Below are 24,742 nucleotides of genomic sequence, written 5' to 3'. Positions count from 1 at the left end.
CGGGTGTGGGGCCAAATGGAGCACACTGGGCCAACCGGAACCTCGCGTACACTGTTCGGCGACGGTAGTCCGGTGACACCCCGCGCTGAGGCGTGCAGGCCACATGCAGGCCAGGCGTCAGTGCAGACCAGTACGAGGGAGCGGCAGGTGCCTCGAGGCGACGGCCGGTTGAGTCACGATCTTGATCCCCAACGACCCGGTCCGCAGGACGCCTGTGGCGTATTCGGCGTGTGGGCACCGGGGGAAGAGGTCGCGAAGCTCAGCTACTTCGGTCTCTACGCCCTGCAACACCGGGGTCAGGAGGCCGCCGGGATTGCGGTGAGTGACGGCTCCGGCGTGGTGGTCTACAAGGATCTCGGCCTGGTGGCCCAGGTCTTCGACGAGCCGACCCTGGCCAGCCTGCGCGGTCACCTCGCCATCGGGCACGCCCGCTACTCCACCACCGGCGGCTCGACCTGGGAAAATGCCCAGCCGACGATCAAGGCGACCAGCGCCGGCACGACGATCGCCCTGGCGCACAACGGCAACCTGGTCAACACCGCCGAGCTGGCCCGCGAGGTGGTCGACCGAGGGCTGTCCGGTGACGGCTCGACCTCGGACACCGCCCTGGTCACCAGCCTGCTGGCCAGCCGCCCGGACCTGTCGGTCGAGGCCGCGGCGCTGGAGGTGCTGCCGACCTTGCGGGGCGCGTTCAGCTTCGTCTTCATGGACGAGACCACGCTGTACGCGGCGCGCGACCCGCACGGCGTCCGGCCCCTGGTGCTCGGCCGGCTGGAGCGGGGATGGGTGGTCGCCAGCGAGACCGCCGCGCTGGACATCGTCGGCGCCACCGTGGTCCGCGAGGTGGAGCCGGGCGAGCTGATCGCCATCGACGAGCACGGGCTGCGGTCGGCCCGGTTCGCCCCGCCGGAGCCCAAGGGCTGCCTGTTCGAGTACGTGTACATCGCCCGCCCGGACACCACCATCGCCGGGCGGAACGTGCACGCCGCCCGGGTGCAGATCGGCCGCCGACTGGCCCGGGAGCACCCGGTCGAGGCGGACCTGGTGATCCCGGTGCCGGAATCGGGCACGCCGGCCGCGATCGGCTACGCCGAGCAGTCCGGCATCACCTACGGCGCCGGCCTGATGAAGAACTCGTACGTCGGCCGTACGTTCATCCAGCCCTCCCAGACGCTGCGTCAGCTCGGCATCCGGTTGAAGCTCAACCCGCTGCGCGAGAACGTCCGCGGCAAGCGCCTGGTGGTGGTCGACGATTCGATCGTGCGGGGCAACACCCAGCGGGCAATTGTGCGGATGCTGCGCGAGGCGGGTGCTCTGGAGGTGCACGTACGCATCTCGTCACCGCCGGTGAGCTGGCCGTGTTTCTACGGCATCGACTTCGCCACCCGGGCTGAACTGCTGGCCAACGGGCTGGACACAGAGGGTATACGCCGGTCCATCGGTGCGGATACTCTCGGTTATGTCTCGCTTGCCGGTCTGATAGCGGCAACCGAGCAGCCGAAGACACGATTGTGTCGGGCATGTTTCGATGGGGAGTACCCGATCGAGTTGCCAGCTGGCAATCTGATCGGCAAGCACGTGCTCGAAGGTGTGGACCGCCGGGTCGCTGGCGGGGTCGGCCATCCGGGGGACATCACCGAGCAGGACTATCAGGCCGGCGGCGACCGGACCGGCCCGGGCGCTCAACGGTTCGCTGTCAGCACTGGCGGCCCCGAGGCCCTGCACCGCCCGTAGCACCGGCCGGACCGGCCTCGGTCGTCCGACCGGCAGCCCGAGTCGAGCGATCCTCGACAGCTACCCGACGCGGCCTCGCCGCGAGAAGCACAAAGGGGAGAACCGTGACGCACGTGACTGAGCGCGGCAGCGCGGACGTCGGCCCGCCCGCCGACGACTCCGGCGCCCGGACGGTCAACCGCCAGCCGTGGACGGCCAGCGCCGGCCGGTCCGGCCGCAAACGCACGGTGACGTACGCGGACGCCGGCGTCTCCATCCACGCCGGTGAGCGCGCCGTCGAGCTGCTCAAGTCGAAGGTGCACAAGACCACCCGGCCCGAGGTGATGGGCGACATCGGCGGCTTCGCCGGGCTCTTCCGGCTCGACGTGCAGAAGTACCGGCAGCCGATCCTGGCCTCGTCGACCGACGGGGTGGGTACCAAGCTGGTCATCGCCCAGCAGATGAACATCCACGAGACGGTCGGCATCGACCTGGTCGCGATGGTGGTCGACGACCTGGTCGCCTGCGGGGCGGAGCCGCTGTTCCTGCTCGACTACATCGCCTGCGGCGAGGTCGTGCCGGACAAGGTCGCCGAGATCGGCGCCGGCATCTCCGATGGCTGCCGGTATGCCGGCTGCGCGCTGCTCGGCGGCGAGACCGCCGAACACCCCGGGGTGCTGCGGCCGGACGAGTACGACGTCTCCGCGACCGGCGTCGGCGTGGTCGAGGAGAGCGAGATCCTCGGCCGGGACCGCGTCGAGGTGGGCGACGTGGTGATCGCGATGCGGTCCTCGGGTCTGCACTCCAACGGCTACTCGCTGGTCCGCCACGTGCTGCTCGGCGCCGGCCGGATGCGGCTGGACACGGTGGTCGAGGATTTCGGCCGGCAGCGGACCCTGGGCGAGGAGCTGCTCACCCCGACGAAGATCTACGCCCGGGACTGCCTGAAGCTGATCGAGGAGTGCGAGGTCCGGGCCCTGGCCCACGTGACCGGCGGTGGCATCCCCGGAAACCTGGTACGGATCCTGCCCGAGCACGTCGACGCGCTGGTCAACCGCGCCACCTGGAAGCCGCAGCCGATCTTCGACCTGGTGCAGGCGAAGGGCCGGATCGAGGACAACGAGATGGAGTCGACGTTCAACATGGGCGTCGGCATGTTCGCCATCGTCTCCGCCCAGGACGCCGACCGGGCGCTCGCCTGCCTGACCGGCAGCGGCATCGAGGCCTGGCAGGCCGGCGACATCATCGAGGGCTCCGGCACCGTACAGATGGTCGGTCACCACACCCGAGGCTGACAGCGGGCCGCTGCCGCGTCACCTCGGCGGGCCGTCGCCGCCGCGCTCCGGCGGGCCGTACCGCCGATTCACCTCGGCAGACCCCGACACCTAGCCTGGAACGACATCCGTCACAGGCAGGAGGATGGGGATGAGCAGGGCCGAAACCCGGCAGGACCCGACCGGTGGGGGGCGGCCGGCCCCCACCGGCATGCGCGGCGTGGCGACCGTCCCGAGTTACGTCGTCATGCAGCCCACCACGCTGTGCAACCTGGACTGCAGCTACTGTTACCTGCCGCTGCGGGCGGCCAACCGGCGGATGCCGGTCCCGGTGGCCGCCGCGGTCGCCCGACCGGTGAACACCTGGGCCGCGCAGCAGGGACGCCGGTTCTCGGTGGTCTGGCACGGCGGTGAGCCGTTGGCCGCCGGGCGGGACCACCTCGCGGCGCTGATCAGCCCGTTCAGCGCCGACGTGGAACACCACGTGCAGACGAACGCGACCTTGATCGACGACCCGTGGTGCGAGTTCTTCCGGGAACACCGGATCCGGGTCAGCGTCAGCGTCGACGGCCCGCGGGCGCGAAACGACGGCCGGCACACCCGGGGTGGTCGGCCCGCCTACGACCAGATCCGGAGCGGTGTCGAGGCGCTACGCCGGCACGGGATCGAATTCTCGGCGCTCTGCGTGGTCAGCGACCCGAGCCCGGGCCTGGCCACCGAGCTGTACCGGTTCTTCCTCGACCTCGGCTGTGACGTGCTGGGCGTCAACATCGAGGAGACGGAGGGCGTGAACGTCCGGTCGAACCGCTGGCCGGACCGGGCCGTCGCCGGCTTCTGGGCGGAACTGGTCGGAGCCTGGCGGCAGGCACCGCGGATTCATCTACGCGAGGTGGAATGGTCGCTGCGGTACGCGGCAGCCGTACTCGACGGCACGGCCGACGAGGTGCTGCCCCGCCAGCTCGACCCGATTCCCACCGTCGGGTACGACGGGTCGGTGGTGCTGCTCTCGCCGGAGCTGGCCGGCTTCTCCGACCCGCGGTACGGGGACTTCACCAGCGGGAACGTGTTGGCTAGCGGGCTGGCCGAGATCCTCGCCACGCCGGAACGGACACCCTGGGTCACCGAGTTCGTGGCGGGCGTCGAGGCATGCCGGACCACCTGCCCGTACTTCGGGTTCTGCGGAGGTGGTCACGCTGCCAACCGTTACTTCGAACACGGGCGTTTTGATGGTACGGAGACCAACCACTGCCGTAACAGCAAGATCCATCTACTGGAGGGAGTGTTGGCCCATGCCAGAGACCAGCCGGCAGCGGCCTGAACCGGTCCGCGCAGCCCCGGGAGCCACCGTCGCCGAGGCAGGTGGCGACGATCAGATGGCGGACCGGGTGTACGCCGTCCGGGACGGTCTGGAACTGCTGCTCGCCGAAGCGGAACAGGCCCGGCGGCGTCGCGCCGAGGTAGCCGGTGCCGACGGCGCGGTCTGCGCCTGGAACCACTTCGAGAACATCCCGACCTTCTACAACTGGAACAACCGCCCCCGTTGACCGCTCCGACCAGCCGCGTACCTGGCGCCCTGCCCGGACCCGTCCCCCGGGCAGGGCGGCACCGATCAGTCGCCCGCCTGGCGCGACGACATCCGGTGGTGCCTACCCCGCCGGGGTAGGCACCACCGGATGGTGGCATTCCGACACACGTACGGCGACCAGCCGGGCCGGAGTCCTCGTCGACATGAATCAGCACGCGGACACTGACCGCGTGCTCTGATCAGTCGGACCCTCAGCGGGACGATGAGGGTGTCCAGTTACCCCGGTCGTCGTCGGCTGGGTCGTCCTCGTCATCGTCGTCGAGGTACGGATCGTACTCGTCGTCGAAATCACGGTCCGACTTGCCGCTGCCGGCGAGCTCTCGCTGCAAGGCGGCGAGGTCGGTGTTCGGGGAGTGGTATTTCAGCTCCCTGGCCACCTTTGTCTGCTTGGCCTTAGCACGGCCGCGCCCCATGGCTCGACCCCCTCGCACAGAATTCGGGGCAGCCCGAAGGCGGGCCCCGATGACGTCAGGCATCTCTCGTGGCTCTTACGGTACATGGGCGGACCCAGGTTCGGCACCTCGGGTTGCATCGGGTCGCTCCCGCGCGTCATCGGCGGCCGACATCGTCACGGGCAGCGGCGGGATTCGTCACGGGCAGCGGCGGGGTAAGGAGCCCGATCCCCGCCGCTCGTGACCCGTACGGGTGATTCTCCACACGCCCGGTGACGGCCACCCGGGGCGGACCGGCGGGTCAGCGCCCGGGACGGCGGCGCTCGGGTTGGCGGCCGCTCACCGGAGATGGATCGCGCGCAGCCGACCGACCTCGGCCATCCGGCGTTCGGCGAGCCGGTCGGCCGCCACCGCCGGGGGTACGCCTTCCCGGTCGGCGCTGCGCAGGATCTCCCGGGTGGTCTGGTAAATACCGGTCGCCCGGGCCTTGGCCCGGTCGAAGTCGAACCCGTACCGGCCGTTGGCCGACGGTGTGGCCGCCCCGGTCACCTCATCGGCCACCTGGATCACCCCACCGGCGTTGACCACGTAGTCCGGGGCGTAGAGGATGCCCCGTTCGGCGAGCAGCTTCTCGACGCCGGGGTGGGCCAACTGGTTGTTGGCGGCCCCGGCGACGATCTCGGCCCGCAGCGCCGGCACGGTGTCGTCGTCGAGCGCCCCACCGAGCGCGCAGGGCGCGTAGACGTCGATCTCCTGGCGGATCAGCACGTCGGTGTCGTCCACCAGGTCGACCTGCGGATAGGTGTTCCGGGCCCAGTCCACCGCCCGTTCGCTGACGTCGGTGGCCACCACCGCGGCTCCGTCGTCGAGCAGGTGACCGGTCAGGTAGCGGCCCACCTTGCCGAGCCCGGCGATACCGATTCGCCGCCCGGCGAGGCTGGCCGAACCCCAGCGGTGCTCGGCGGCGGCGCGCATGCCCTGGAACACCCCCCAGGCGGTGAGCTCGGAGGAGTCACCGGCCCCGCCCTGCGCACGGCTACGCCCGGTGGCGAACCGGGTCTCCCGGGCCACGACGTCCATGTCCGGCACGTAGGTGCCGACATCACAGGCGGTGTAGTAGCGTCCGCCGAGCGATTCGACGAACCGGCCGTACGCGCGCAGCAACGGCTCGGTCTTGAGCTGCTCCGGGTCGCCCCAGATGACTGCTTTGCCGCCACCGAGGTCCAGTCCGGCCATTGCGTTCTTGTAGGCCATCCCCCGGGACAGCTCCAGCACGTCGTGCAGGGCGTCGGCCTCGGAGGCGTACGGGTAGAATCGGGTGCCGCCGAGCGCCGGCCCGAGCGCGGTCGAGTAGATGGCGATGATTGCTCGCAGCCCGGTCGGCTGGTCCTGGCAGAAGACGACCTGTTCGTGCCCGGTGGCGGTGCCGGGGCCGGCAGTGGTGGTGAAGACGCCCATGTCTGCTCCTGAGACGGTGTCGGCACCCTCGTGAGGTGCGTCCGGTGCGCCGGGCCGTGGGCCCTGCTGGCTCCGAGCCTAGTATCGGCCGCAGCGCGACGGACCAGCCCGCTGCGGGGGTGTTTGCCCCCGGCCGGGGCGGTGTCGTGCGGTTTCGTGGGAGGATCGCGCCGTGCCGTCCCTCTTCGCTTCCTTCGCCTCATACCTGCGGGTGTACGAGCCGCTGGCCGCGTTCGACCGTGAGCGTCAGGTCTACTGGCGCCGATACGTGCGGGAAGGCCGCGCGGTCGGCCCGCTGGAAGGGCCGGGCCGGCAGCGGACGGCGGTGATCGAGGCACTCGGCGCGGGCTGGACCCGGCTGCCCGACCTGCCGGACGAGGCGTACGTGCTGGAGTCGGACGACACGCTGCTGGTCTGCCCGTGGAACCTGCGGGTGCGGGTAGCGGAGGCGGCGTTGAGCGCGCGCGACGGTGTCCCGTCGGTGTTGGCCGACGCGTTCGTCCCACCGGTACTGGCCGGTCAGGCCAGGGCGGTGATCGACGACTGGCGCAGCGGGGCCCGGGTACTGGAGCACGGGGTGCCGCGGGTGCATGAGCAGGCCGCCACCTGGGGGGTGCCGTTGCGATGGTTCGTCTTCGTAGACCTGGCCGAGCGTGACTTGATCGTCACTGGCGTGCGTCGGGCGCTGCGCTATCGGACCGAAATCTCCAAGGCCCGTCGCCGGGCGTCGCGCGGACTGTCGGTGTTGCGCAAGTCGGTGGGGGATGCGCCGATCACCGAGGCGGTGGAGGAGAGCGCCCGGTGGCTCGAGGAGTTTCATCCCCGGTCGGTGGTGGAGCTTGACTACGGTGGGTTGGTGCGGCTGCTGCCGGACGAGACGCTGGAGGCCGACGATTCGCCGGGTCTGGTGAGCGCCGGGCTGGCGGCGCTCGGCCGGGGCGACGCCGAGGCGGCCGGCGAGGCGTACGAGAAGCTGGTTGCCCGATGGCGTGCCGTTCAGCTACTGGAGCGCTGCAACTAGTGGTCGACCAGAGGGACGAATCGGTTTCAATCACCGGGTATCAGGCGCAGATTCTGCCGCGAATCCTGAATATGATTCGTAATCACCCGTTCACGACCGGTGATCAAGAGTCCGATTATGGTATGTTCTGTCACAAAAAAGGGATAAAAATCGGTCATTGCTCATCCGTCCATCCAAGGACGTTCGGCCGTTCGGCCCATGTCGGACATCGGGGACTAGCCGGACCATGGGAGACGCGTCGGCCGGCGGGACCCCGGCCGATGTCTATAGCACTGTGGAGGAGTGACTGATGGCATCGCGTACGCACGAACCAGAGCCGTTGCTCACGCCGGCCGAGGTGGCGTCGATGTTCCGAGTCGACCCGAAAACCGTCACCCGGTGGGCGAAGGCCGGCAAGCTCAGCGCCATACGGACGTTGGGCGGCCACCGCCGATACCGGGAGTCGGAAGTACGTGCCCTGCTGCAGGGGCAGATTCCCCAGCAGCGGCAGGGTGATTGACTGGCCTCTCCAAGTGGCTGACATCGGCTACGCCAAGGGGCGGTGATCTCGGCTCGTCCGGGGTCACCGCCCCTTGTTTCATGGACGTCGAGGTGCACTGCGTCGACGGCGGCCCGGCGGAGATCCGCCGGGCCGCCGTCGTCACGATGCGTACCGTACTCAGCTCGCCGGTGGGTGCCCGCCGTCGCCGTCGACCACCTCGTCCGGGGTGCCGTCCTCGTCCAGATCGACCATGGTGATGTCCACCTTGCCGTCTCCGTCGGTGTCGAACTGGTACATGTCGGCCTTGCCGTCCCCGTCGGTGTCAACCACCCAGACGTCGGTCTGCCCGTCGTTGTTGGTGTCGGCCTTGAGTAGATCGACGCGATCGTCACCGCGCGTCTCCACCGACTCCTGTGCCTCGGTCATCCCAGGTCCCTCCATCGCTCAGTCACAACAGCTGCGGATGTCGACAGTAAAGTGCCATCCGGCCGGTCGCGACCCGGGCGCGACCCGGCCTCACCTTGTCGCGTACGGGTTGACCGTCGGATGCAGATAGGTCACCGTCTCGGGCACGCCGTCCTGGTCGGCGTCGCGCAGCGTCTGGTCCGCCCGACCGTCGTAGTCGGTGTCCTGAACCCAGGTGTCCGTCCGGCCGTCGTGATCGGTGTCGGCCGCCACCTGGTCGATCAGGCCGTCACCGTCGGTGTCGGTGGCGACGACGTCGATCCAGCCGTCGCCGTTGGTGTCCGCGCTGACCTCGTCGACCAGCCCGTCGCCGTCGAAGTCGCGCAGCATGCTCTCCAGCCGACCGTCCCCGTCGCCATCGACGTACGCGGCCTCCGCCAGACCGTCGCCATCGCTGTCGTGCAGGACCACGTCGGCGAGGCCGTCCCCGTCCCGGTCGACCAGCACGTCGGTGGAGCCGTCAAGATTGTGCTGGACGATCGTGTCGGACCCACCGTCGCCGTACGGCTCGACGCCGTAAGGGCCGTCGCCGTACGGCTCGTAGCCGGCATCGTCGTGGCCAGGGCCGCCGCTCGGGCCCAGCCCCTGTTCAGCTTCGACTGCCTCGTCACCGAGGGCCGGATCGACCCACTCACTCATCCTGCCGCCTCTTCCGCAGATCGTCCTGGCCGCTGACAAGGGAAACCGTACGCAGCGGCGACCTGCCTGTGATCCCGAGAAAGTGCCAGCAGGACGGACCAGCCGGCGGGGCCCGGCGACCGCCGGCCCAATCTGCTACCGGCCCGGTCCTACTCGGCGATCGGCAGCCCGGCTGCGGCCAGCGACTTGATCACCTCGGCCGACTCGGCGAAACCGATGATCAGGATCGCGTCCGCGCCGAACGCCTTGATTTCCTGGGCTTCACTGTCGAAGTTCACCGGCGGCGCGTCCGCGCCGGCCGGCGGCTCGTAACTGAGCAGCTTGAGCCGGTCCGGTCCGACCCCGGCACGGTCCAGTTCCGCCCGGACGTTCTCCTGCAGGCCCTCGCCGTACGAGTCCCTGCGGGCCACCAGCGCGATCCGCTGCGACCCGTCCCGCAGGATCACGTCGGCGAGCGCCCGCCCCTGCAGCAGGTCCGACGGCGCGGTACGGAAGTACAGCCCCTGATCGTCGACCTCGCTCAGCCCGGCGTCGGTGTTGCTGGGCGAGAACAGGATCAGCCCGGCGGCCGCCACGTCCGGCAGCACCTCGCGGGAGATGCCGGACGCACCGGCGCCGATGATGACGTGCACCCCTTCGTCGACGTGCCTGGCGACTGTCCGGCGGGCCACATCCGGGTTGGTCCCGTCGTCGCCGTCGAACCATTCGACCGGCTCCCCGAGCACCCCGCCGGCCTCGTTGACTTCCCGAACCGCGAGCGCCGCGCCGGCCGCCAACGGCGGGTACGCCAACGCCAGGTCGCCGGTGCGCGGCAGCAGGCCGCCCAGCTTCAGCGGCGCCTCGGCGCGGGTGACGAAGGTCTCCGGTTCGGCCGGTGGCGGCGCGGCCGTGGTGGTCGTGGACTCGTCTCCGGCGCCGACGAACTCGGTCTTTCCGTCGTTGATCTGGCCGTCGCCGTCGAAGTGCAGGGTGGCGTAGCTGGCGGTGGACGGCTCCCCGGCGTCGGTGAAGCCACCCCGTTTCAGGGAGACCCCCCGGTAGGCGATGTCCGTCCCGTCCCGGGCCAGCTCCAGGCACACCGCGACGACGTCGCACTGCTCGCCGCCGGTGGTCACCCCGTTGATCTGGGCGGCGATGTCGGTCGGGTCGGTGCTGCCGGCCAACTGGGTGGCGAGCGCGCTGATCACCACCGCGTCGTACGCCTCGCCGGCGTACAGGAAGTCGTTGAGTTGCCGGTCGACCGCGCGCAGCCTGCTGATGAAGTCGTCCGGCAGCGGGGTGAGCGGGCTGGTGCCCTTCATCCCGGTCAGCAGCGTGGTCTGCCCCTCGAACTCTGCTCCGAACGAGTTGCTCATGTTGCCGTCGGTGCCGTACAGCCGCACCGAGTTGACCTGGGACTCCTCGGTGGCCGCCGGTTCGGCGCAGCTCGCCGCGCCGACCAGCATGATTGCGCAGAACGCCAGGGCGGCGGTGCGGGAGCCGCGTGACACGAGCATGGGGACGTCCTCCATCGGCCGAAGGTCCGCAGGGCACCTTAGCGCCTCCTCGGCCGGAACGCGACGTCAGCCGGCCCGCCGGTGACGGCGACCCGGCCGGTGCCTTGACCTCGCCGCCTACCCTTCGGCTCATGACCGACCGACGCGATGGGTCCGACGAGGCGTTCACCGACGCTGCGGAGATCCTGCGCTCCGCCCTGGCCGGTGACAGCGACGGCGTCGCGGACGTCTTCGACGCGGTGGTGGACCGCAACGGCGTCACCGGGGCGTACGACGTCGCGTGGTGCCTGGCCGCGACGATGGTCGGCGACGACGTACCAGCCGGTGGCTGGGCCCTCGACTTTCCCGGCATCGACGAGGCGGGCTATGACGCGCGGTGGGTGGCCAGGTTCATCAGCGCGTACGCCAACTCGGACGGCTCGACCGGGGAGGCGCTGTTCGGTGCCGCGCTGGCCGACGGACAGCTGCCGGAGTGCCTGCTCACCCTGGCCGGGTCGGCGGTCGCCACACTGCGTCGCCGCCGGGCCGCCTAATGGGAGCCCGGTTGGCCGCCGGTCACCTGCTCCAGTCGTGTTTGGCCGCCCGGACCAGCTTGTCCTTCAGCTCCCGGGTGTGCCGTCGGGAGACCGGCAGCTCGGTGCCGTCGATCACCACCACGTACCCGGAGTTGGCCAGCCGCAGCTCGGTGATCAGCCGGAGCTGGACCAGGAACGACCGGTGGACGCGGACGAAGCCGGCGTCGGCCCAGCGTTCGCCGAGGGTGGCCAGCGGCACCCGGACCAGGTGCGAGCCGTCGGCCGTGTGCAGCCGGGCGTAGTCGCCCTGCGCCTCCACCCAGCGCACCGCCGACCGGGGCAGCATCCGGGTGGTCCCGGCCAGCTCCACCGGGATCGCCGGGTCCTCCTCGTTGCGGGCGATCGCCGCCGGATGGGTCGGCACCACCCGGGCGGTCAGCACCCGGCGGACCGACTCGGCCAGCCGCTCCGCGCGTACCGGCTTGCGGACGTAGTCGGTGACGCCGAGGTCGAAGGCGTCGACCGCGGCGTCGTCGTACGCGGTGACGAAGACGATCGCCGGCGGCCGGGCGAACCGGCGCAGCACCCGGGCCAGCTCCATGCCGTCCAGCCCGGGCATCCGGATGTCGAGGAATACGGCATCGACGTCGGTGTCGCGCAGCACCCGCAGCGCCTCGGTGGCGTCGGCGGCGGTGTGCAGCCGGGCCACCCGGGGGTCGGCCCGCAGCAGGTACCCCAGTTCGTCGAGGGCGGGGGGTTCGTCGTCCACCGCGAGTACCCGCAGGAACGGGGTCACGACAGCACCTCCCACCGGCCGGTCGCGCCCGCCCCCGGCCGTACGTCGGGGTGGAACTTCGGCACCCGCATGCTCACCTTCGTACCCGCTCCCACCGCCGTCTCCACCACCAGCCCGAACTCGTCGCCGAAGACCGAGCGCAGCCGTTCGTCGACGTTCGACAGGCCGACGTGCTGGCCGGCGTCGTCGGCCGGGTCGGCGCCGCGACGTACCGGGTCGGCGCCAGCGGTCAGCACCGCCGGGTCCATCCCCACCCCGTCGTCCTCGACGGTGATGTGGCACTCGGTCCCGGCGTCCCGCGCCTCGATGCTGACCGTGCCGAGCCCCGGCTTGCGCGACAGCCCGTGCCGCACCGCATTCTCTACCAGTGGCTGCAGGCAGAGGAAGGGCAGATGCACCGGCAGCACCTCCGGGGCGATCTGCAGCCGGACCTGGAGCCGTTCGCCGAACCGGGCCCGTTCGATGGTCAGGTACCGGTCGATCGACCGCAGCTCCTCGGCGAGCGTGGTGAACTCGCCGTGCGCCCGGAACGAGTAGCGGGTGAACTCGGCGAACTCCAGGATCAGATCCCGGGCCCGTTCCGGGTCGGTGCGGACGAACGACGCGATCGCGGTCAGCGCGTTGTAGATGAAGTGCGGGCTGATCTGCGCCCGCAGCGCCCGTACCTCGGCTCTGGCCAGCCGCTCCCGGGACGAGTCCAACTCGGCGAGCGCCAGTTGGCTGCCGGCCCACCGGGCGGTCTCCAGGGTCGCCTGCACCAGCCCCGGCGCCGGATCGTCGTCGACCACCGCGACCAGCGCGACTGTGGCGTCGCCGTCCGGCCCGGTGAGTGGGGCGACGACGGCCCCGCGCACCAGGCAGTCGGGCCGGTCACAGGGCAGGTCCCGGGCGGTCAGCACGAGGGAGCGGCCGGCGTCGAACGCCTGCTGGGCTGCGGCGGTGAACTGCTCGGCATGGTGCTGGCCGCGGCCGTCGAACGCGAGTACCGCCTCGCTGCCGGTCAGCGCCGCGCCCGGGGCGCCGACCAGCGCCCGCAGATGCCGGACGGCCTTGGCCGCGTCGGTCGCTCCCAGCCCGTTGCGCAGCGGTTCGGCGGCCAGGCCGGCGGTGTGCAGGACCTGGTACGTCGCCCGCTGCGTCGCGGTGGCGATCCCGCGCCGGGCGCGCAGCCGGACGACCGCGTACACCGCGGCGGCCAGCGCGGTCACCAGAGCCAGGACCGCCAGTGGTGCGGATAGGTTTGCCGGCACGGACAGATCCTGTCCGCTACCGGCGGTGCTGCCAAGCGGAAGGCGACGATCGGTCGGTCAGCGGTCGGCTGCCCGCTTTCGACGGACTTCTGTCATCCGTCGGCATCCGGGTCGGTCAGTAGGCACCCTTGCGGGCCAACACGACGCCGATGGTGCGCCACAGGATGCTCAGGTCGTAGGTCAGCGACCAGTTGTCGACGTAGTAGAGGTCCAGCCGGACCGCTTCGTCCCAGGACAGGTCGGACCGGCCGGAGACCTGCCACAGTCCGGTCATCCCGGGCCGGACCAGCAGCCGCCGCCGGACGTCGCCGAGGAAGTCACCGTCGTCGGCGGGCAGCGGCCGCGGCCCGACCAGTGACATCTCGCCCTTGAGCACGTTGATCAGCTGGGGCAGCTCGTCGATCGAGCTGGCTCGCAGGAACCGACCGATCGGGAAGACCCGCGGATCGTTGCGGATCTTGAACAGCATCCCGTCGGTCTCGTTCTGGTCGACCAGCGAGGCGAGCCGCTCCTCGGCGTCGACGTACATGGTCCGGAACTTCCAGACCCGGAACACCCGGCCCTCGTGGCCGACCCGGGGCTGCCGGAAGAAGACCGGCCCCCGGTCGGAGAACCGGATCGCGATCGCCACCGCCAGGAACAGTGGCGCCAGCATGATCAGACCCAGCCCGGCGGCCACCCGGTCCAGCAGGTTCTTGGCCAGCCAGCCGAGCCCGGAGAGGGTGGGCTCCTCGACGTGCAGCAGCGGCAGACCTTCGATCGGCCGAATGTGCACCCGAGGACCGGCGATGTCGGTCAGCTGCGGTGCGACCACCAGGTCGATCCCGCTGCCCTCCAGCTGCCAGGCGAGCCGGCGTAGCTCGCCCGGCTCGGAGCTGGCTGAGCCGCAGACCGCGATGGTGTCCGCGCCGACCTCCCGGACCAGCGCGAGGACGTTGCGGCCGGCGTACACCGGCACCGGGGTCTCGAGCCCTCGGGCCGCCGCGTAGCCGTCGGTGAGGTGGATCGCGACCGGCATCAGCCCGGCGGCGGGACTGCGGGTCACCGCAGTGAAGACCTCCAGGGTCTCCGGCAGGGTGCCGACCAGCACCATCCGGTGCGTGGCCTGCCCGATCCGCCGACGCAGTACGTGCAGGGCGTACCGGGCGAGGAAGCGGAACATCAGGATGAACGCCAGGGCGCCGAGCAGCGCGGTGGCCACCGAGAGCCGGGACAGGTCGGTCTTGGTGGCGAAGGCGAGGAACGAGACGCTGGCGGCGACCGTCACCCCACCGCGCAGCACCCGCTTGAACTCGTCGGTGCCGAGCCCGAGGTAGCGCCGGTCGTAGGAGCCGGTGCCCCAGAGCACCACCACCCAGCCGAGTGGCAGTAGCAGGTAGGTGACGGTGTGGAACCAGGTGGCGTCGGCGTCGGAGAACCCGGAGGTCGCCTTCTCGAACAGCGAGATCGACAGGTAGCTGGCCAGCACCGCCGCCGCGAAGTCCAGCGCGAGCAGGGCCGCGGTGTACGGACGGTGCCAGCGCGACGCGCGACGCCGTGCCCGCGCCCAGGCGGACCGGGGTACGCCGTTGGTCGGTGTCGGCGTCGGCGGTTGGATCTCGAAGCTGTCGACGTGGCGCACCCTGTTGCTCCGGCTGGTGTTGGATACCGGGCGCTGGAGGCTTGTCGTCACCTCACCCACGTCCTCCCGCGTGACACGTGCCGCCCACTCTCCGTGAAGGCTTGGCTCGCCCACCAGCTCAGTCTCTCACGGTGCCCGTACACGGACGGTAACCCGAAAGACTCTACGCCCCCCGGCCGAACGGTGGGGACCGGCGGTTCCGGTGGTGTTGGAGCATTGGGACCGGGCCACTATACCGATGGAACGGCTCCGAGGAAGTCTCCGTTGTGGTGCAGAGCGCCGTGGCGCGGGACGTACGGCCTTCTGTGCTCTATTTGGTCACCTAACGCACAAGACGGGACAACCGTCGGTCAGCGAGTGGGCGGCCGCCGGTCTGGCAGGTGGGGCAGTACTGCAGGCTCGAATCTGCAAAAGAGACTTCTCGCACCTGATCGCTGCAAACAGGGCAAAGCAGGCCGGTTCGACCGTGCACCCGCATCCCCGAGCGCTTCTCGCCCTTCAGTTCGGCTGCCCGCTGACCCACCGACCGGTCCACCGCGTCGGTCAGCACCCGCCGCGCCGCCTCGTACAACCCCGCCAGCTGCTCGTCGGTGAGCCGGTTCGTCAACGCGAACGGCGACAACCGCGCGGTGTGCAGGATCTCGTCCGAGTATGCGTTGCCGATGCCGGCCAGCACCTCCTGCTGGGTCAGTACCCCTTTGACCTGACCCCGTCGACCGCGCAGCCGCTGCGCGAAGGTGTCCGGGTCCACCGCGAGCGCGTCCGGACCCAGCCGGGCCACCCCGGGCACCTGCGCCGGATCGGTCACCAGGTACGCGGCCAGCTTCTTCTGCGTACCGGCCTCGGTCAGGTCGAAGCCCGAGCCGTCGGCGAGGCGGACCCGTACGGCGATCGGCCCCTTGCCCGGCTTCAACGGCGCGGCCGAGGGAAACGACTCCCGGTAGTGCAGCCAGCCGGCCCGCGCCAGATGCACCACCAGATGGAGGGTGCCGTCCAGTGCGACGTCGAGGAACTTGCCGTGCCGGCCGGCGCCGGTCACCGGTCGACCGGCTACCACCGACGGCGGCGGGTCGTACGTCTTGAGCACGTTGATCGCCGACACTTCGACACGCTCGACCCGGCGGCCGACCGCGCGCTGGCGCAGGTAGGCCGCGAGCGCCTGTACCTCCGGCAACTCGGGCACCCTCAGACGGTAGCGTCTGACGACGTCGAGCAGGAGGGTTGACCGGGTGAGAGTCGTCGTGGCGCACAACCGATACCGGCAGGCCCAGCCGTCCGGCGAGAACGTCATCGTCGACAGCGAGATAGACCAGTTGGCCGCCGCCGGTGTCGAGGTGATCCCGTTTCTGCGCAGCTCCGACGACATCCCGGCGCTGCCGGCCACCGGCAAGGCGCTGCTGCCGATCTCGCCCAGCTACGCCCCGGCCGCCCAACGCGACCTGGACCGGCTGCTCACCGAGCACCGGCCGGACATGCTGCACCTGCACAACCCGTACCCGCTGATCTCGCCCTGGGCGATCCGCACCGCGCACCGGCACCGGGTGCCGGTGGTGCACACCGTGCACAACTACCGGCAGGTCTGCTCGGCCGGGCTGTACTTCCGCGACGGCCGAATCTGCACCGACTGCCGGGGCCGGGCGATCGGCCTGCCCGGCGTGGTGCACCGCTGCTACCGCGGCTCCCGGGCGCAGAGCGCGGTGATGGCCGCGACCCTGGCCCTGCACCGGCCCACCTGGCGGTCGGTCGACCGGTTCATCGCGCTCACCTCGGCGGTCGCCGAGCATTTGCGCGGGTACGGCATCCCCGACGAGCGGATCGTGGTCAAACCGAACGCGATCGCCGATCCCGGCCCGCCCGCACCGCTCGGCGACGGCTTCCTGTTCCTCGGCCGGCTCACCCCGGAGAAGGGCATCGGCCTGCTGCTCGACGCCTGGCAGCGGCACCCGGACGGGGCGTTCGGCACGCTGCGGATCGGCGGCGACGGCGAGCTGCGGCCGCTGGTCGCCTCGGCCGCCGCCGGCCGCACCGACATCGACTTCCTCGGCCCGCTGGACAGATCAGCGGTACGCGACGCGCTGCGCGCCAGCGCCGTGGTGCTGGCCGTCTCCACCTGGCACGACGTGCTGCCGACAGTGGTGATCGAGGCGTTGGCCAGCGGCCGGCCGGTGCTCGGCACCGCACTCGGCGGCATCCCGTACCTGGTCGGTGCCGACACCGGCGCTGCTGGCGTTAGGGCTGCTGGCCCCGCCGGCTGGGTGGTACCGCCGGAGGCCGCCGCACTCGCCGCCGCCCTGCCGGTCGCCCGTGACGGGGCCGCCGCACTGGCCGGCGTCGCCCGCACCCGTTACGAGACCACCTTCCACCCCGACGTGGTGATGAAGCAGCACCTGGCCGTCTACGACGCGGTCAGCGCAGGGCAGCGCGGGCCGAGAAGGTGATGCTGGCCAGCAGGAAACCACCGTTGACCACGGTGAACGCGGCGATCAGCCAGACCGTCAGCGCCGGAGCGGCGATCAGCACCAACCCGGCGACGAAGATCACCGCGCCGTAGTCGCGGATCAGCTTCACCAGCCGTACGGGCAGCGAGGTCGAGGTGACCATGCTGGCCGCGTTCGGGCCGGCCTGCATCACCGAGGTCACCAGGTTCACCATCCAGGTGCCGGCGAACGCCGCGAGCAGCCACACCGGGGTCTCCGGCAGCTGCGCCACCGCCACCGCGGACAGCGCCGTGACCAGCGCGATCTGCGCGGCGACGTCGCAGAGCACGTCGACCCGGGCACCGGCCGCGCTGGTCTGCCCGGTCACCCGGGCCAACTGCCCGTCGGCGCAGTCCAGCGCGTACGCGATCTGCCAGCCGACCAGCGCCACCAGCCCGATCAGCCAGGCCGGGACGGAGCCGTCGGCCACCGCGTCGGCGGTCGCGATCACCATCACCGACGCGGCCAGCCCGAGCAGCAGGTTCGCCACGGTCAGCACGGTCGGTGGCAACCGCAGCCGGGCGGCGGCGTACGCGAACACCGCCCCCAGCCGCTGGCTGACCGCCTCGCTGAACAGCCCGCCCCCTCTGTTCGCCTGAAAGAAGTCCTTCAGGAACGGGGTAGACACTGCTTGTTCACCTTGCGGGCATGCTGAGGGCACCGAGGTATTCTGCCAGCCGCTCCCGGACGGCATCCGCACCGAGGTGCAGGTGTTCCAGGACGGTGTACCGGTCCGGCCGGGTGTGCGGGGCGTGCAGCACGGCGGCGACAAAGTCGTCGTCGGTCAGCCCCAGGTCAGCGGGGCGCACCGGCAGCCCGTGCCGACGCAGTGCCGCCGCCAACTGCCCGAACCGCAGCTGGTCGCCGCGCAGGAAGGTGCAGAACAGCGCACCCAGCCCGACCTGCTCGCCGTGCGAACCGGCACCGGGGTGCAGCAGGTCGAGGGCGTGCGAGATCTCGTGGCAGCCGCCACTGGCCGGCCGGCTCGACCCGCACACCGCCATCGCGATCCCGCCCAGGATCAACGCCTCGGCGAGGGTGGTCAGGAACGCGTCGTCGCCGAGCCCGCCCGGATGGCTGATCAGCGCCTCCGCCCCGGTTCGGGCCAGCGTCACGGCGAGACCGTCGATCGGTTCGTCGCGGACCGCGTGCGCCAACTCCCAGTCGGCGACCGCGCTGAGGTTGCTCAACGCGTCGCCGATGCCGGCCCGGGTCTGCCGGTCCGGGCCGGCATCGACGAAGTCCAGGTCGACCACGATCGCCAACGGGATGTGCACCCCGTACGACCCGCGTCCGCCGTCGTGGTCCAGCGACGCCACCGGGGAGGCGATCCCGTCGTTGGCCAGGCTGGTCGCCACACTCACCATCGGCACGGCGTACCGGGAGGCGGCGTACTTGGCGGTGTCGATGGTCTTGCCGCCGCCGATACCGACGACCGCGTCGTAGGAGCGTTGCCGCAGCTTCTCGCCCAGATCGTGGGCGGCGTCCAGGGTGCCGCCGGCGACGGTGAAGACGTCGGCCCGGCCGAGCCCGGGAGAGATCAACTCGGCGATCCGTTCGCCCTGTCCGGGGCCGACCACCACGGCGACCTCGCCGCCGGCGGAGATCCGGCGGTCGGCGAGTAGCGCGCCCAGGCCGGCGACGGCACCCCGGCGTACGTCGATGGCGAGCGGGGTGTGCACGGTACGGGCTAGTAGCGGCATGCGATGTCCCGAGCCTTGATCAGGTCGTCGTGGTTGTCCACCTCGACCCAGTCGACGTCGCCGATCGGCGCTGCCCGTACCTCGCCGCCACGGTCGGCGTACTCCTGGTAGCCGTCCTCGTAGTAGAGGTTGGGGTCGCGCCGCCAGGTCGCCTCCAGTGCCTCGGCGAGCCCGGCGGCGGCCGACGCCTCGATCAGCGTCGCGCCGATGTACTCGCCGTGCGCCTGCGCCGGATCCATCAGCTTGGTGATCCGGGTCAGCTGTCCGGCGTCGTCTAAGACGACCTTCATCTCCTCGTCGGCGAGCTTCTTGACCGTGTCGACCGCGAGCAGGATGCCCGGCCCGCGCCCGGCCAGCAGCGTCTGCTCGACGCTCGCCGGGTGCACGGTGTCGCCGTTGACCAGCAGCGCACCGGCGGCGAAGTGGTCCCGCGCCAGCCACAGCGAGTACGCGTTGTTCCATTCTTCGGCGCGGTCGTTGTCGACCAGGGTCAGTTTCACGCCGTGCCGGTCCTGCAGGTCGGCCTGCCGGGTCCGGACCGCGTCCGCGGCGTAGCCGACGACGACGACCACGTCGGTGAGCCCGGCGGCGGCGAGGTTGCGCAGCCCGATGTCCAGGATCGTGGTCTCCCCGTCGACCGGTACCAGCGCTTTCGGCAGAGTGTCGGTGTACGGCCGCAGCCGCCGTCCCGCTCCGGCAGCGAGCACGAGACCGATCATCAGACGGTCCTCCTGGTGAGGGGTGGGTGGGATACCGGTGGAGGATAGCGGCATCAGCCGGGAAGCGTGGCGAGGTCGGCGAGCAGCGTCAGCCGCTGCTCCGGCTCCAGCGCCTGGTGCGGGCCGGCCGCCCGGCGGTCGGTCTCCTGCTCAATGGCCAGCCGGGCCGGGCCGGGTGGCAGGTCGACGATGCTGCGGGCGGTGTGCCCGGCGGCGGTCCAGGCGGCGGCGTGCGCGTCTGCCCGGTGGTGACGCAGCACGGTGAGCCGGTTGAGCAGCAGCACCCCGGCCGGGGTGCCCTCCGGCTCGTACGGCGGGGCGACCGCGCGGAACGCGTCCTGCCCGCCGGTGTCACTACCGGCCAGCGCGGCGGCCAGCAGCCGGCCGGTCAGTTCGACCAGCCGGACCAGCCGGGCCGCGTGTTCGGCACCCCAGATCTGCCCGGTGACCGCGGCGTGCAGCCCGTACAGGTCGGTGAGGAAGGCGGCGCCGCGTTCGGTGGCCCGCAGCGCCCCGTCCGGATGGCGTACCAGCATCCCGTACGCGACCTGCTTGTCCAGCACCCGCTGGCAGCTCGCCGCGTCCTGGTAGCGGGTGACGGCGGCGAACCCGGCGGCGTCGACCAGGCCGCTCGGCGCGGCCAGCCGGGTCCGCAGGTCGACCAGGTAGCCGACGGCGGCCGGACCGCCGTACCGCTGACGTAGCTCGACCCCGGCGGTGTCGGCGGCGGCCATCGCGGCCCGGTGCACCCGGTCGATGACGGGGGCGGTGAGCGCCGCGCACCGGTCACCGGGCAGCCACAGCTGGTCGCCGGCGCTCACAGGCCCAGGGAGCGCAGTACGGCGAAGCCGTTCTCGGCGATCCGCCGGATCAGCCCGTCGTTGACGTGAGCCGATTCGTCGAGCACGTCGAGCGCGTCGGCGGCGAGCCAGCGGAACTCGGTGTGCTTGCCGGCCTCGAGCTGCGGATTGGCCAGGTCACCGTCGACCCGTACCAGATAGTCGAGCTCGACCCGGGCGATGCCGTCGTTGCCGACGTAGGTGTACTCGCCGACCTCGGCGAGAATGTGGGAGACGGTCCACCCGGTCTCCTCGCGTACCTCCCGGTGCAGGGCCTCGATCGGCGTCTCGCCGGCTTCGAGGTGGCCGCCGGCGATGTCCCAGGTGTCGGGGAACAGTCGACGCTGCGGCGAGCGGCGCTGGAAGAAGATCCGGCCGTCGTCGTCGACGATCAGCGCCGCGACGCAGCGCAGCGGTTCGGGGGGTGGGGCGGACACGCCTGTGACCCTAGCGAGCACCCCGGGGGAAGAACCAGGACCAGCATGTGTGCTGGCGCACCAGCCGACGGTGATCGGCCGGGCAGGTCGTACGCTGGCACCCATGAGCGCCGAGCAGCTGATCTCGTTCGCCCGTGGGGCGCCCTCGCTGGACATCGTCGACATCGACGGGCTGAAGGCCGCCGCCGGCCGGGCCTTCGACGCCGACCCGGCCGGGGTGACCGCCTACGGCACCTCCGTCGGCTACGTTCCGTTGCGCCGCTGGATCGCCGACAAGCACCGGGTCGCGCCGGAGCAGGTGCTGGTGACCAACGGGTCGCTGCAGGCCGACGCGTTTCTCTTCGACCACCTGGTAAAGCCGGGCGACGCGGTGGTGGTGGAGCGGCCGACGTACGACCGGACGCTGCTCAACCTGCGCCAGCTCGGTGCCGAGGTGCACCCGGTGACGCTGCAGCCGGACGGGCTGGACACCGAGGAGCTGCGCAAGCTGCTGGAGTCCGGGGTGCGGCCGCGGCTGGCGCATGTCATCCCGAACTACCAGAACCCGGCCGGGGTGACCCTGTCGCTGCCGAAGCGGCGAGCGTTGCTGGAGCTCGCGGCCGAGTTCGGGTTCACCATCTTCGAGGATGACCCGTACGCCGACATCCGGTTCCGGGGCGAGGCGCTGCCGTCGATGCTGTCGCTGGACACCGCCGGCGTGGTGGTGCACGCCTCCAGCTTCACCAAGACCGTCTGCCCGGGGGTCCGGGTCGGCTACCTGGTCGGCGAGGTCGGGCTGGTGAAGGAGATCGCGGCGCGCGCCACCAACCTGTACATCTCGCCGGGCATGGTAGCCCAGGCGATCGTGCACCAGTTCTGCGTCTCCGGCGACCTGGACCGGTCGATCACCACGGTGCGCACCGCGCTGGCCGAGCGCGCCCGGGTGCTGGCCGAGTCGTTGCGCAAGCACATCCCGGGGGTACGGTTCACCGAGCCGGACGGCGGGTACTTCCTCTGGGTCGACCTGCCGGACGATGTGGCGGTGGACGCGCTGGTGCCGGCGGCCGCGCAGCGCGGTGTCGCGGTGGTCAAGGGCAGTGACTTCCTGCTCGACGGCGGCGAACACGCGCTGCGGTTGGCGTACTCGGCGGTCACCGTCGATCAGATCGACGAGGGCGTCCGCCGGTTGGCGGCCGCGATCGACGAGGTACGCGCGGGGTAGCCGGCTGGCGTCTCTGCCGGCTTCGGCCGGCCGGGTGCCGGGGAGCCGGAGTGCCGGGAAGGAGACGGGCGGATGGCGGACCAGGACCGTGGGCAGCAGCGGTGGCCGGACGGCGGGAGCAGCCGGGCGTTGTCGCGGGCCTGGACGTCCCCGGTCCGGGCGGTCAGCCGGATGCTCAACTCGACCGAGACCCCGCTCGCGCCGGACCCGGCGCCGGTCGAGGAACGCAGCGGGGTGGTCGACTGCGCGCTCTACATCGACGGCATCCGCCAGCCGGGCTCGTGGCAGCATCCCGAGGCGCTGGCCACCGCCCGTCGGGAGCGCAACGCGTTCGTCTGGCTGGGGCTGCACGAGCCGAGCCTGGCCGAGATGGCCGGCATCGCCGACACGTACGGGCTGCACGAGCTGGCCGTGGAGGACGCGGTCAAGGCCGAGCAGCGACCGAAGCTGGAGCAGTTCGGCGAGGTCAACTTCCTGGTGCTGCGGACCGCCCGGTACGTCGACCACGAGAAGCTGACCAGCGACTCGGAGGTGGTGGAGACCGGCCAGGTGATGCTGTTCATCGGGCAGGGTTTCGTGATCAGCGTGCGGCACGGCGACGCCTGCCGGCTGGCGCCGGTGCGGGCCGACCTGGAACGCAACCGGGACCTGATGGTGCAGGGGCCGTGGGCGGTGGCGTACGCGATCACCGACCGGGTGGTGGACCTCTACCTGGAGGTGGTGGACCGGGTGGAGACCGACCTGGACACCGTCGAGGCGGACGTCTTCTCGCCCGAGGCCAGTGACAAGGTGCACGAGATCTACCAGCTGAAGCGGGAGCTGGTGGAGTTCAAGCGCACCGTCGCGCCGCTGCAGCGGCCGATGATGACCCTGACCGCCGAGATCAACGAGGACGTGCCGGCCGAGATCCGCCGCTACTTCCGGGACGTGCAGGACCACCTCAGCCGGGTGGTGGAGCAGGTCAACGCGTACGACGATTTGCTGAACTCGATCCTGCAGGCCCGACTGGCGCAGGTGACCGTGGCGCAGAACAACGACATGCGCAAGATCGCCGCCTGGGCCGGTATCGCCGCGGTGTGGACCGCGTTGGCCGGCATCTACGGGATGAACTTCGAGTTCATGCCGGAGACCGGCTGGAAGTTCGGCTACCCGGTCGTGCTCGCCCTGATGCTGAGCATCTCACTGGTGCTGTACCGGTCGTTCCGGCGCAACGGCTGGCTCTGAACCCGCCAACCGTGCGCCGGTCCGACCGCCGGTACTCAGGCGCGCCCGTTGTGGGCGGTCGCCGCCGTCGGGTCGCTGTCCATCGCCGAGATCGGGTCGCCGTGCGGCTTGCCGCCGTCGGCCGGCTTCGGCGTGACCGACTCGTGGGTGGCACTACCGGCCGCCCGCATCGTGTCCAGTGCCTGACCCGGGTCGTACTCCTCCCACTGGGCGGCCTGGCGACGCCGTACCGCGATGGTGCCGATCGCGGCTCCCGCCGCGAGCACGCCGACGATCATCGGCCAGCGGCGGCGGCTGTGCTTGGCACGCTTCGACGGGGTGAGCTTCGCCTTCATCGCCGGCATCGCGGTCCGTTTCGCTGCCTTCATGTTCTTCATGTTCTTCGTCTTCGCCTTCCTGGTTGCCCGGCGGGCCTGGCGGGCCCCGTCGGCGGCGGCCACCGCCAGCGGCGCCAGCGTGGCCATGGTCGCGGTCATGCCCTGGGACGCGGAGCCGCGTACCCGGTCGGCGGTGGGTGCCACCGCGTCCCGGGCGGCGTGGATCCGGGGTCCGACGGTGGCCCCCACGCCCCCGGCCGCGTGCGTCGCTGCCTGCATAAAATGATCTAGGCTCTCGCCGAGCTCCGCTCGGACGAGATCCCGCCGCTTGGCGCGCCTGGAGATCCTCAACACCGCTGCCTACCTCCTGTGCCGTCGTTGCAACGTCATCCTCCACCTTCGGGTGCCTCCGTGTGACCGGATCGGGGCACATGGGAGGATCCGCATGGAACTGACCAACAACTGAGGAGTACCCGTGGCTGAGGCTGTCTACGCCACCTTGCACACCAATCACGGACCGATCCGGTTGGAGCTGTTCGCCAACCACGCACCGAAGACGGTCCGCAACTTCGTCGAGCTCGCCGAGGGCACCCGGGAATACACCGACCCGCGTACCGGTCAGCCGGGCAGCGGTCCGTACTTCGACGGAACCATCTCGCACCGCGTGATCAGCGGGTTCATGATCCAGATGGGCGACCCGACCGGCACCGGTCGGGGCGGTCCGGGCTACACGTTCGCCGACGAGTTCCACCCGGAGCTGCGCTTCGACCGTCCGTACCTGCTGGCGATGGCGAACGCCGGACCGGGCACCAACGGTTCGCAGTTCTTCATCACGGTCAGCGCGACCACCCACCTGAACAACCGGCACACGATCTTCGGTCAGGTGGCGGACCAGGACTCGGCGAAGGTCGTCGACTCGATCGCGAACACGCCGACCAACCCGGCGGACCGTCCGCTCAGCGACGTGGTGATCAACCGCGTGGAGATCGAGCGGGTCGGCTGAAACCGGCCGATCACGAGGCGGCAGGCGCGAAACCTGCCGGGTAACCTTGGCGCTCATGAGCGAGCACCGGGGTTGCCGGCTCTCGGCGCGGGTCGTCGGCACCGGCGCAGTGAGGT

Annotated in this window: 26 protein-coding genes; 11 read left to right on the top strand and 15 right to left on the bottom strand. The window is 71.0% G+C overall.

All coding sequences use genetic code 11. The annotated features are described in order from the left end of the window. Positions 1–147 precede the first annotated feature (147 nt). The 4 genes from purF (at position 148) to amcA (ending at position 4,531) form a co-directional block, all read left to right on the top strand. On the top strand, positions 148–1,734 hold the full coding sequence (gene purF / locus ACFHWU_RS13290; protein WP_233606602.1) for an amidophosphoribosyltransferase: 1,587 nt from the start codon (positions 148–150) through the stop codon (positions 1,732–1,734). Between the two features lie 104 nt (positions 1,735–1,838). Next, positions 1,839–3,008 (top strand): phosphoribosylformylglycinamidine cyclo-ligase, encoded by a 1,170-nt coding sequence (gene purM, locus ACFHWU_RS13285; protein WP_416553879.1) that lies wholly within the window; start codon positions 1,839–1,841, stop codon positions 3,006–3,008. A gap of 190 nt (positions 3,009–3,198) precedes the next feature. After that, the gene (gene amcB, locus ACFHWU_RS13280; RefSeq protein WP_416554073.1) at positions 3,199–4,305 is read left to right on the top strand and encodes a cyclophane-forming radical SAM peptide maturase AmcB; all 1,107 of its coding nucleotides are present in this window, start codon (positions 3,199–3,201) and stop codon (positions 4,303–4,305) included. Next, positions 4,277–4,531: a multiple cyclophane-containing RiPP AmcA gene (gene amcA / locus ACFHWU_RS13275; RefSeq protein ID WP_416553881.1), complete on the top strand. Its 255-nt coding sequence runs from the start codon at positions 4,277–4,279 to the stop codon at positions 4,529–4,531. The genes amcB and amcA overlap by 29 nt, the downstream gene beginning before the upstream one ends. Positions 4,532–4,763: 232 nt before the next feature. Here the strand turns inward: amcA and ACFHWU_RS13270 are convergent, their stop codons facing one another. Together ACFHWU_RS13270 and ACFHWU_RS13265 are read right to left on the bottom strand one after the other, a co-directional pair. Then, positions 4,764–4,985, bottom strand: coding sequence for a DUF3073 domain-containing protein (locus ACFHWU_RS13270; protein WP_123606444.1), 222 nt, complete (start codon positions 4,983–4,985; stop codon positions 4,764–4,766). A 318-nt stretch (positions 4,986–5,303) separates the two neighbouring features. Continuing rightward, positions 5,304–6,422 (bottom strand): Glu/Leu/Phe/Val family dehydrogenase, encoded by a 1,119-nt coding sequence (locus ACFHWU_RS13265; protein ID WP_416553883.1) that lies wholly within the window; start codon positions 6,420–6,422, stop codon positions 5,304–5,306. Positions 6,423–6,594: 172 nt separating this feature from the next. Between ACFHWU_RS13265 and ACFHWU_RS13260 the strand changes: the two genes are divergently transcribed. Both ACFHWU_RS13260 and ACFHWU_RS13255 read left to right on the top strand, forming a co-directional pair. Then, positions 6,595–7,443, top strand: coding sequence for a hypothetical protein (locus ACFHWU_RS13260; RefSeq protein ID WP_416553885.1), 849 nt, complete (start codon positions 6,595–6,597; stop codon positions 7,441–7,443). 289 nt (positions 7,444–7,732) lie between these two features. Then, positions 7,733–7,942, top strand: coding sequence for a BldC family transcriptional regulator (locus ACFHWU_RS13255; protein ID WP_007073996.1), 210 nt, complete (start codon positions 7,733–7,735; stop codon positions 7,940–7,942). 159 nt (positions 7,943–8,101) lie between these two features. On the opposite strand, the gene ACFHWU_RS13250 is transcribed toward ACFHWU_RS13255, so the two are convergent. The 3 genes from ACFHWU_RS13250 to ACFHWU_RS13240 all read right to left on the bottom strand — a co-directional run bounded on the left by ACFHWU_RS13250 (position 8,102) and on the right by ACFHWU_RS13240 (position 10,524). After that, a complete protein-coding gene (locus ACFHWU_RS13250) occupies positions 8,102–8,350 on the bottom strand; it encodes a hypothetical protein (RefSeq protein ID WP_278172509.1) in 249 nt (82 codons plus the stop codon). A gap of 90 nt (positions 8,351–8,440) precedes the next feature. Beyond that, on the bottom strand, positions 8,441–9,028 hold the full coding sequence (locus ACFHWU_RS13245) for a hypothetical protein (protein ID WP_416553890.1): 588 nt from the start codon (positions 9,026–9,028) through the stop codon (positions 8,441–8,443). 149 nt (positions 9,029–9,177) lie between these two features. After that, the gene (locus ACFHWU_RS13240; RefSeq protein WP_416590673.1) at positions 9,178–10,524 is read right to left on the bottom strand and encodes an ABC transporter substrate-binding protein; all 1,347 of its coding nucleotides are present in this window, start codon (positions 10,522–10,524) and stop codon (positions 9,178–9,180) included. 131 nt (positions 10,525–10,655) lie between these two features. Here ACFHWU_RS13240 and ACFHWU_RS13235 point away from each other — a divergent pair, with 131 nt between their 5' ends. Continuing rightward, the gene (locus ACFHWU_RS13235) at positions 10,656–11,057 is read left to right on the top strand and encodes a hypothetical protein (RefSeq protein WP_416553894.1); all 402 of its coding nucleotides are present in this window, start codon (positions 10,656–10,658) and stop codon (positions 11,055–11,057) included. Positions 11,058–11,079: 22 nt separating this feature from the next. Here the strand turns inward: ACFHWU_RS13235 and ACFHWU_RS13230 are convergent, their stop codons facing one another. The 4 genes from ACFHWU_RS13230 to ACFHWU_RS13215 form a co-directional block, all read right to left on the bottom strand. Next, the gene (locus tag ACFHWU_RS13230; protein WP_416553896.1) at positions 11,080–11,835 is read right to left on the bottom strand and encodes a LytR/AlgR family response regulator transcription factor; all 756 of its coding nucleotides are present in this window, start codon (positions 11,833–11,835) and stop codon (positions 11,080–11,082) included. After that, positions 11,832–13,085, bottom strand: a complete 1,254-nt coding sequence (locus ACFHWU_RS13225) for a sensor histidine kinase (RefSeq protein WP_416590672.1) — start codon at positions 13,083–13,085, stop codon at positions 11,832–11,834. The genes ACFHWU_RS13230 and ACFHWU_RS13225 overlap by 4 nt, the downstream gene beginning before the upstream one ends. Before the next feature lie 115 nt (positions 13,086–13,200). Next, complete coding sequence (locus ACFHWU_RS13220; protein WP_416553900.1) at positions 13,201–14,706, bottom strand: sugar transferase; 1,506 nt, start codon at positions 14,704–14,706, stop codon at positions 13,201–13,203. A gap of 322 nt (positions 14,707–15,028) precedes the next feature. Next, a complete protein-coding gene (locus ACFHWU_RS13215) occupies positions 15,029–15,889 on the bottom strand; it encodes an Fpg/Nei family DNA glycosylase (RefSeq protein WP_416590671.1) in 861 nt (286 codons plus the stop codon). 46 nt (positions 15,890–15,935) lie between these two features. Between ACFHWU_RS13215 and ACFHWU_RS13210 the strand changes: the two genes are divergently transcribed. Further along, positions 15,936–17,144, top strand: a complete 1,209-nt coding sequence (locus tag ACFHWU_RS13210; protein WP_416590670.1) for a glycosyltransferase family 4 protein — start codon at positions 15,936–15,938, stop codon at positions 17,142–17,144. Here the strand turns inward: ACFHWU_RS13210 and ACFHWU_RS13205 are convergent. The 5 genes from ACFHWU_RS13205 to ACFHWU_RS13185 are packed head-to-tail and all read right to left on the bottom strand — an operon-like array spanning position 17,113 to position 20,881. After that, complete coding sequence (locus ACFHWU_RS13205; protein WP_416553906.1) at positions 17,113–17,811, bottom strand: CDP-alcohol phosphatidyltransferase family protein; 699 nt, start codon at positions 17,809–17,811, stop codon at positions 17,113–17,115. The two genes, ACFHWU_RS13210 and ACFHWU_RS13205, sit on opposite strands and share 32 nt — an antisense overlap. A gap of 7 nt (positions 17,812–17,818) precedes the next feature. After that, positions 17,819–18,886 carry an iron-containing alcohol dehydrogenase family protein gene (locus tag ACFHWU_RS13200; RefSeq protein WP_416553908.1) on the bottom strand — a complete coding sequence of 356 codons (1,068 nt, stop codon included), beginning with the start codon at positions 18,884–18,886 and terminating at the stop codon, positions 17,819–17,821. Further along, positions 18,874–19,605, bottom strand: a complete 732-nt coding sequence (locus tag ACFHWU_RS13195; RefSeq protein WP_416568064.1) for a sugar phosphate nucleotidyltransferase — start codon at positions 19,603–19,605, stop codon at positions 18,874–18,876. The genes ACFHWU_RS13200 and ACFHWU_RS13195 overlap by 13 nt, the downstream gene beginning before the upstream one ends. Positions 19,606–19,658: 53 nt before the next feature. Next, positions 19,659–20,426 carry a hypothetical protein gene (locus tag ACFHWU_RS13190; RefSeq protein WP_416590669.1) on the bottom strand — a complete coding sequence of 256 codons (768 nt, stop codon included), beginning with the start codon at positions 20,424–20,426 and terminating at the stop codon, positions 19,659–19,661. Further along, entirely contained in the window at positions 20,423–20,881 is a 459-nt protein-coding gene (locus ACFHWU_RS13185) for an NUDIX domain-containing protein (protein WP_416553914.1), read from the bottom strand. The genes ACFHWU_RS13190 and ACFHWU_RS13185 overlap by 4 nt, the downstream gene beginning before the upstream one ends. A 103-nt stretch (positions 20,882–20,984) precedes the next feature. On the opposite strand from ACFHWU_RS13185, the gene ACFHWU_RS13180 reads away from it, so the two are divergent. Together ACFHWU_RS13180 and corA are read left to right on the top strand one after the other, a co-directional pair. Further along, a complete protein-coding gene (locus ACFHWU_RS13180) occupies positions 20,985–22,082 on the top strand; it encodes a PLP-dependent aminotransferase family protein (protein WP_416590668.1) in 1,098 nt (365 codons plus the stop codon). 72 nt (positions 22,083–22,154) lie between these two features. Continuing rightward, on the top strand, positions 22,155–23,306 hold the full coding sequence (gene corA, locus ACFHWU_RS13175; protein WP_416553918.1) for a magnesium/cobalt transporter CorA: 1,152 nt from the start codon (positions 22,155–22,157) through the stop codon (positions 23,304–23,306). 35 nt (positions 23,307–23,341) lie between these two features. Here corA and ACFHWU_RS13170 read toward each other — a convergent pair whose 3' ends face one another. Continuing rightward, on the bottom strand, positions 23,342–23,974 hold the full coding sequence (locus tag ACFHWU_RS13170) for a hypothetical protein (RefSeq protein ID WP_416590667.1): 633 nt from the start codon (positions 23,972–23,974) through the stop codon (positions 23,342–23,344). A gap of 124 nt (positions 23,975–24,098) precedes the next feature. Here ACFHWU_RS13170 and ACFHWU_RS13165 point away from each other — a divergent pair, with 124 nt between their 5' ends. Then, positions 24,099–24,626, top strand: a complete 528-nt coding sequence (locus ACFHWU_RS13165) for a peptidylprolyl isomerase (RefSeq protein ID WP_278172488.1) — start codon at positions 24,099–24,101, stop codon at positions 24,624–24,626. Positions 24,627–24,742 lie beyond the last annotated feature (116 nt).

The organism is Micromonospora sp. LOL_015, assembly GCF_048060275.1.
Taxonomy (GTDB): Bacteria; Actinomycetota; Actinomycetes; order Mycobacteriales; family Micromonosporaceae; genus Micromonospora_E.
Note: the sequence above shows the minus strand (reverse complement) of the source record. Positions and strands in the feature narration are given on the sequence as shown.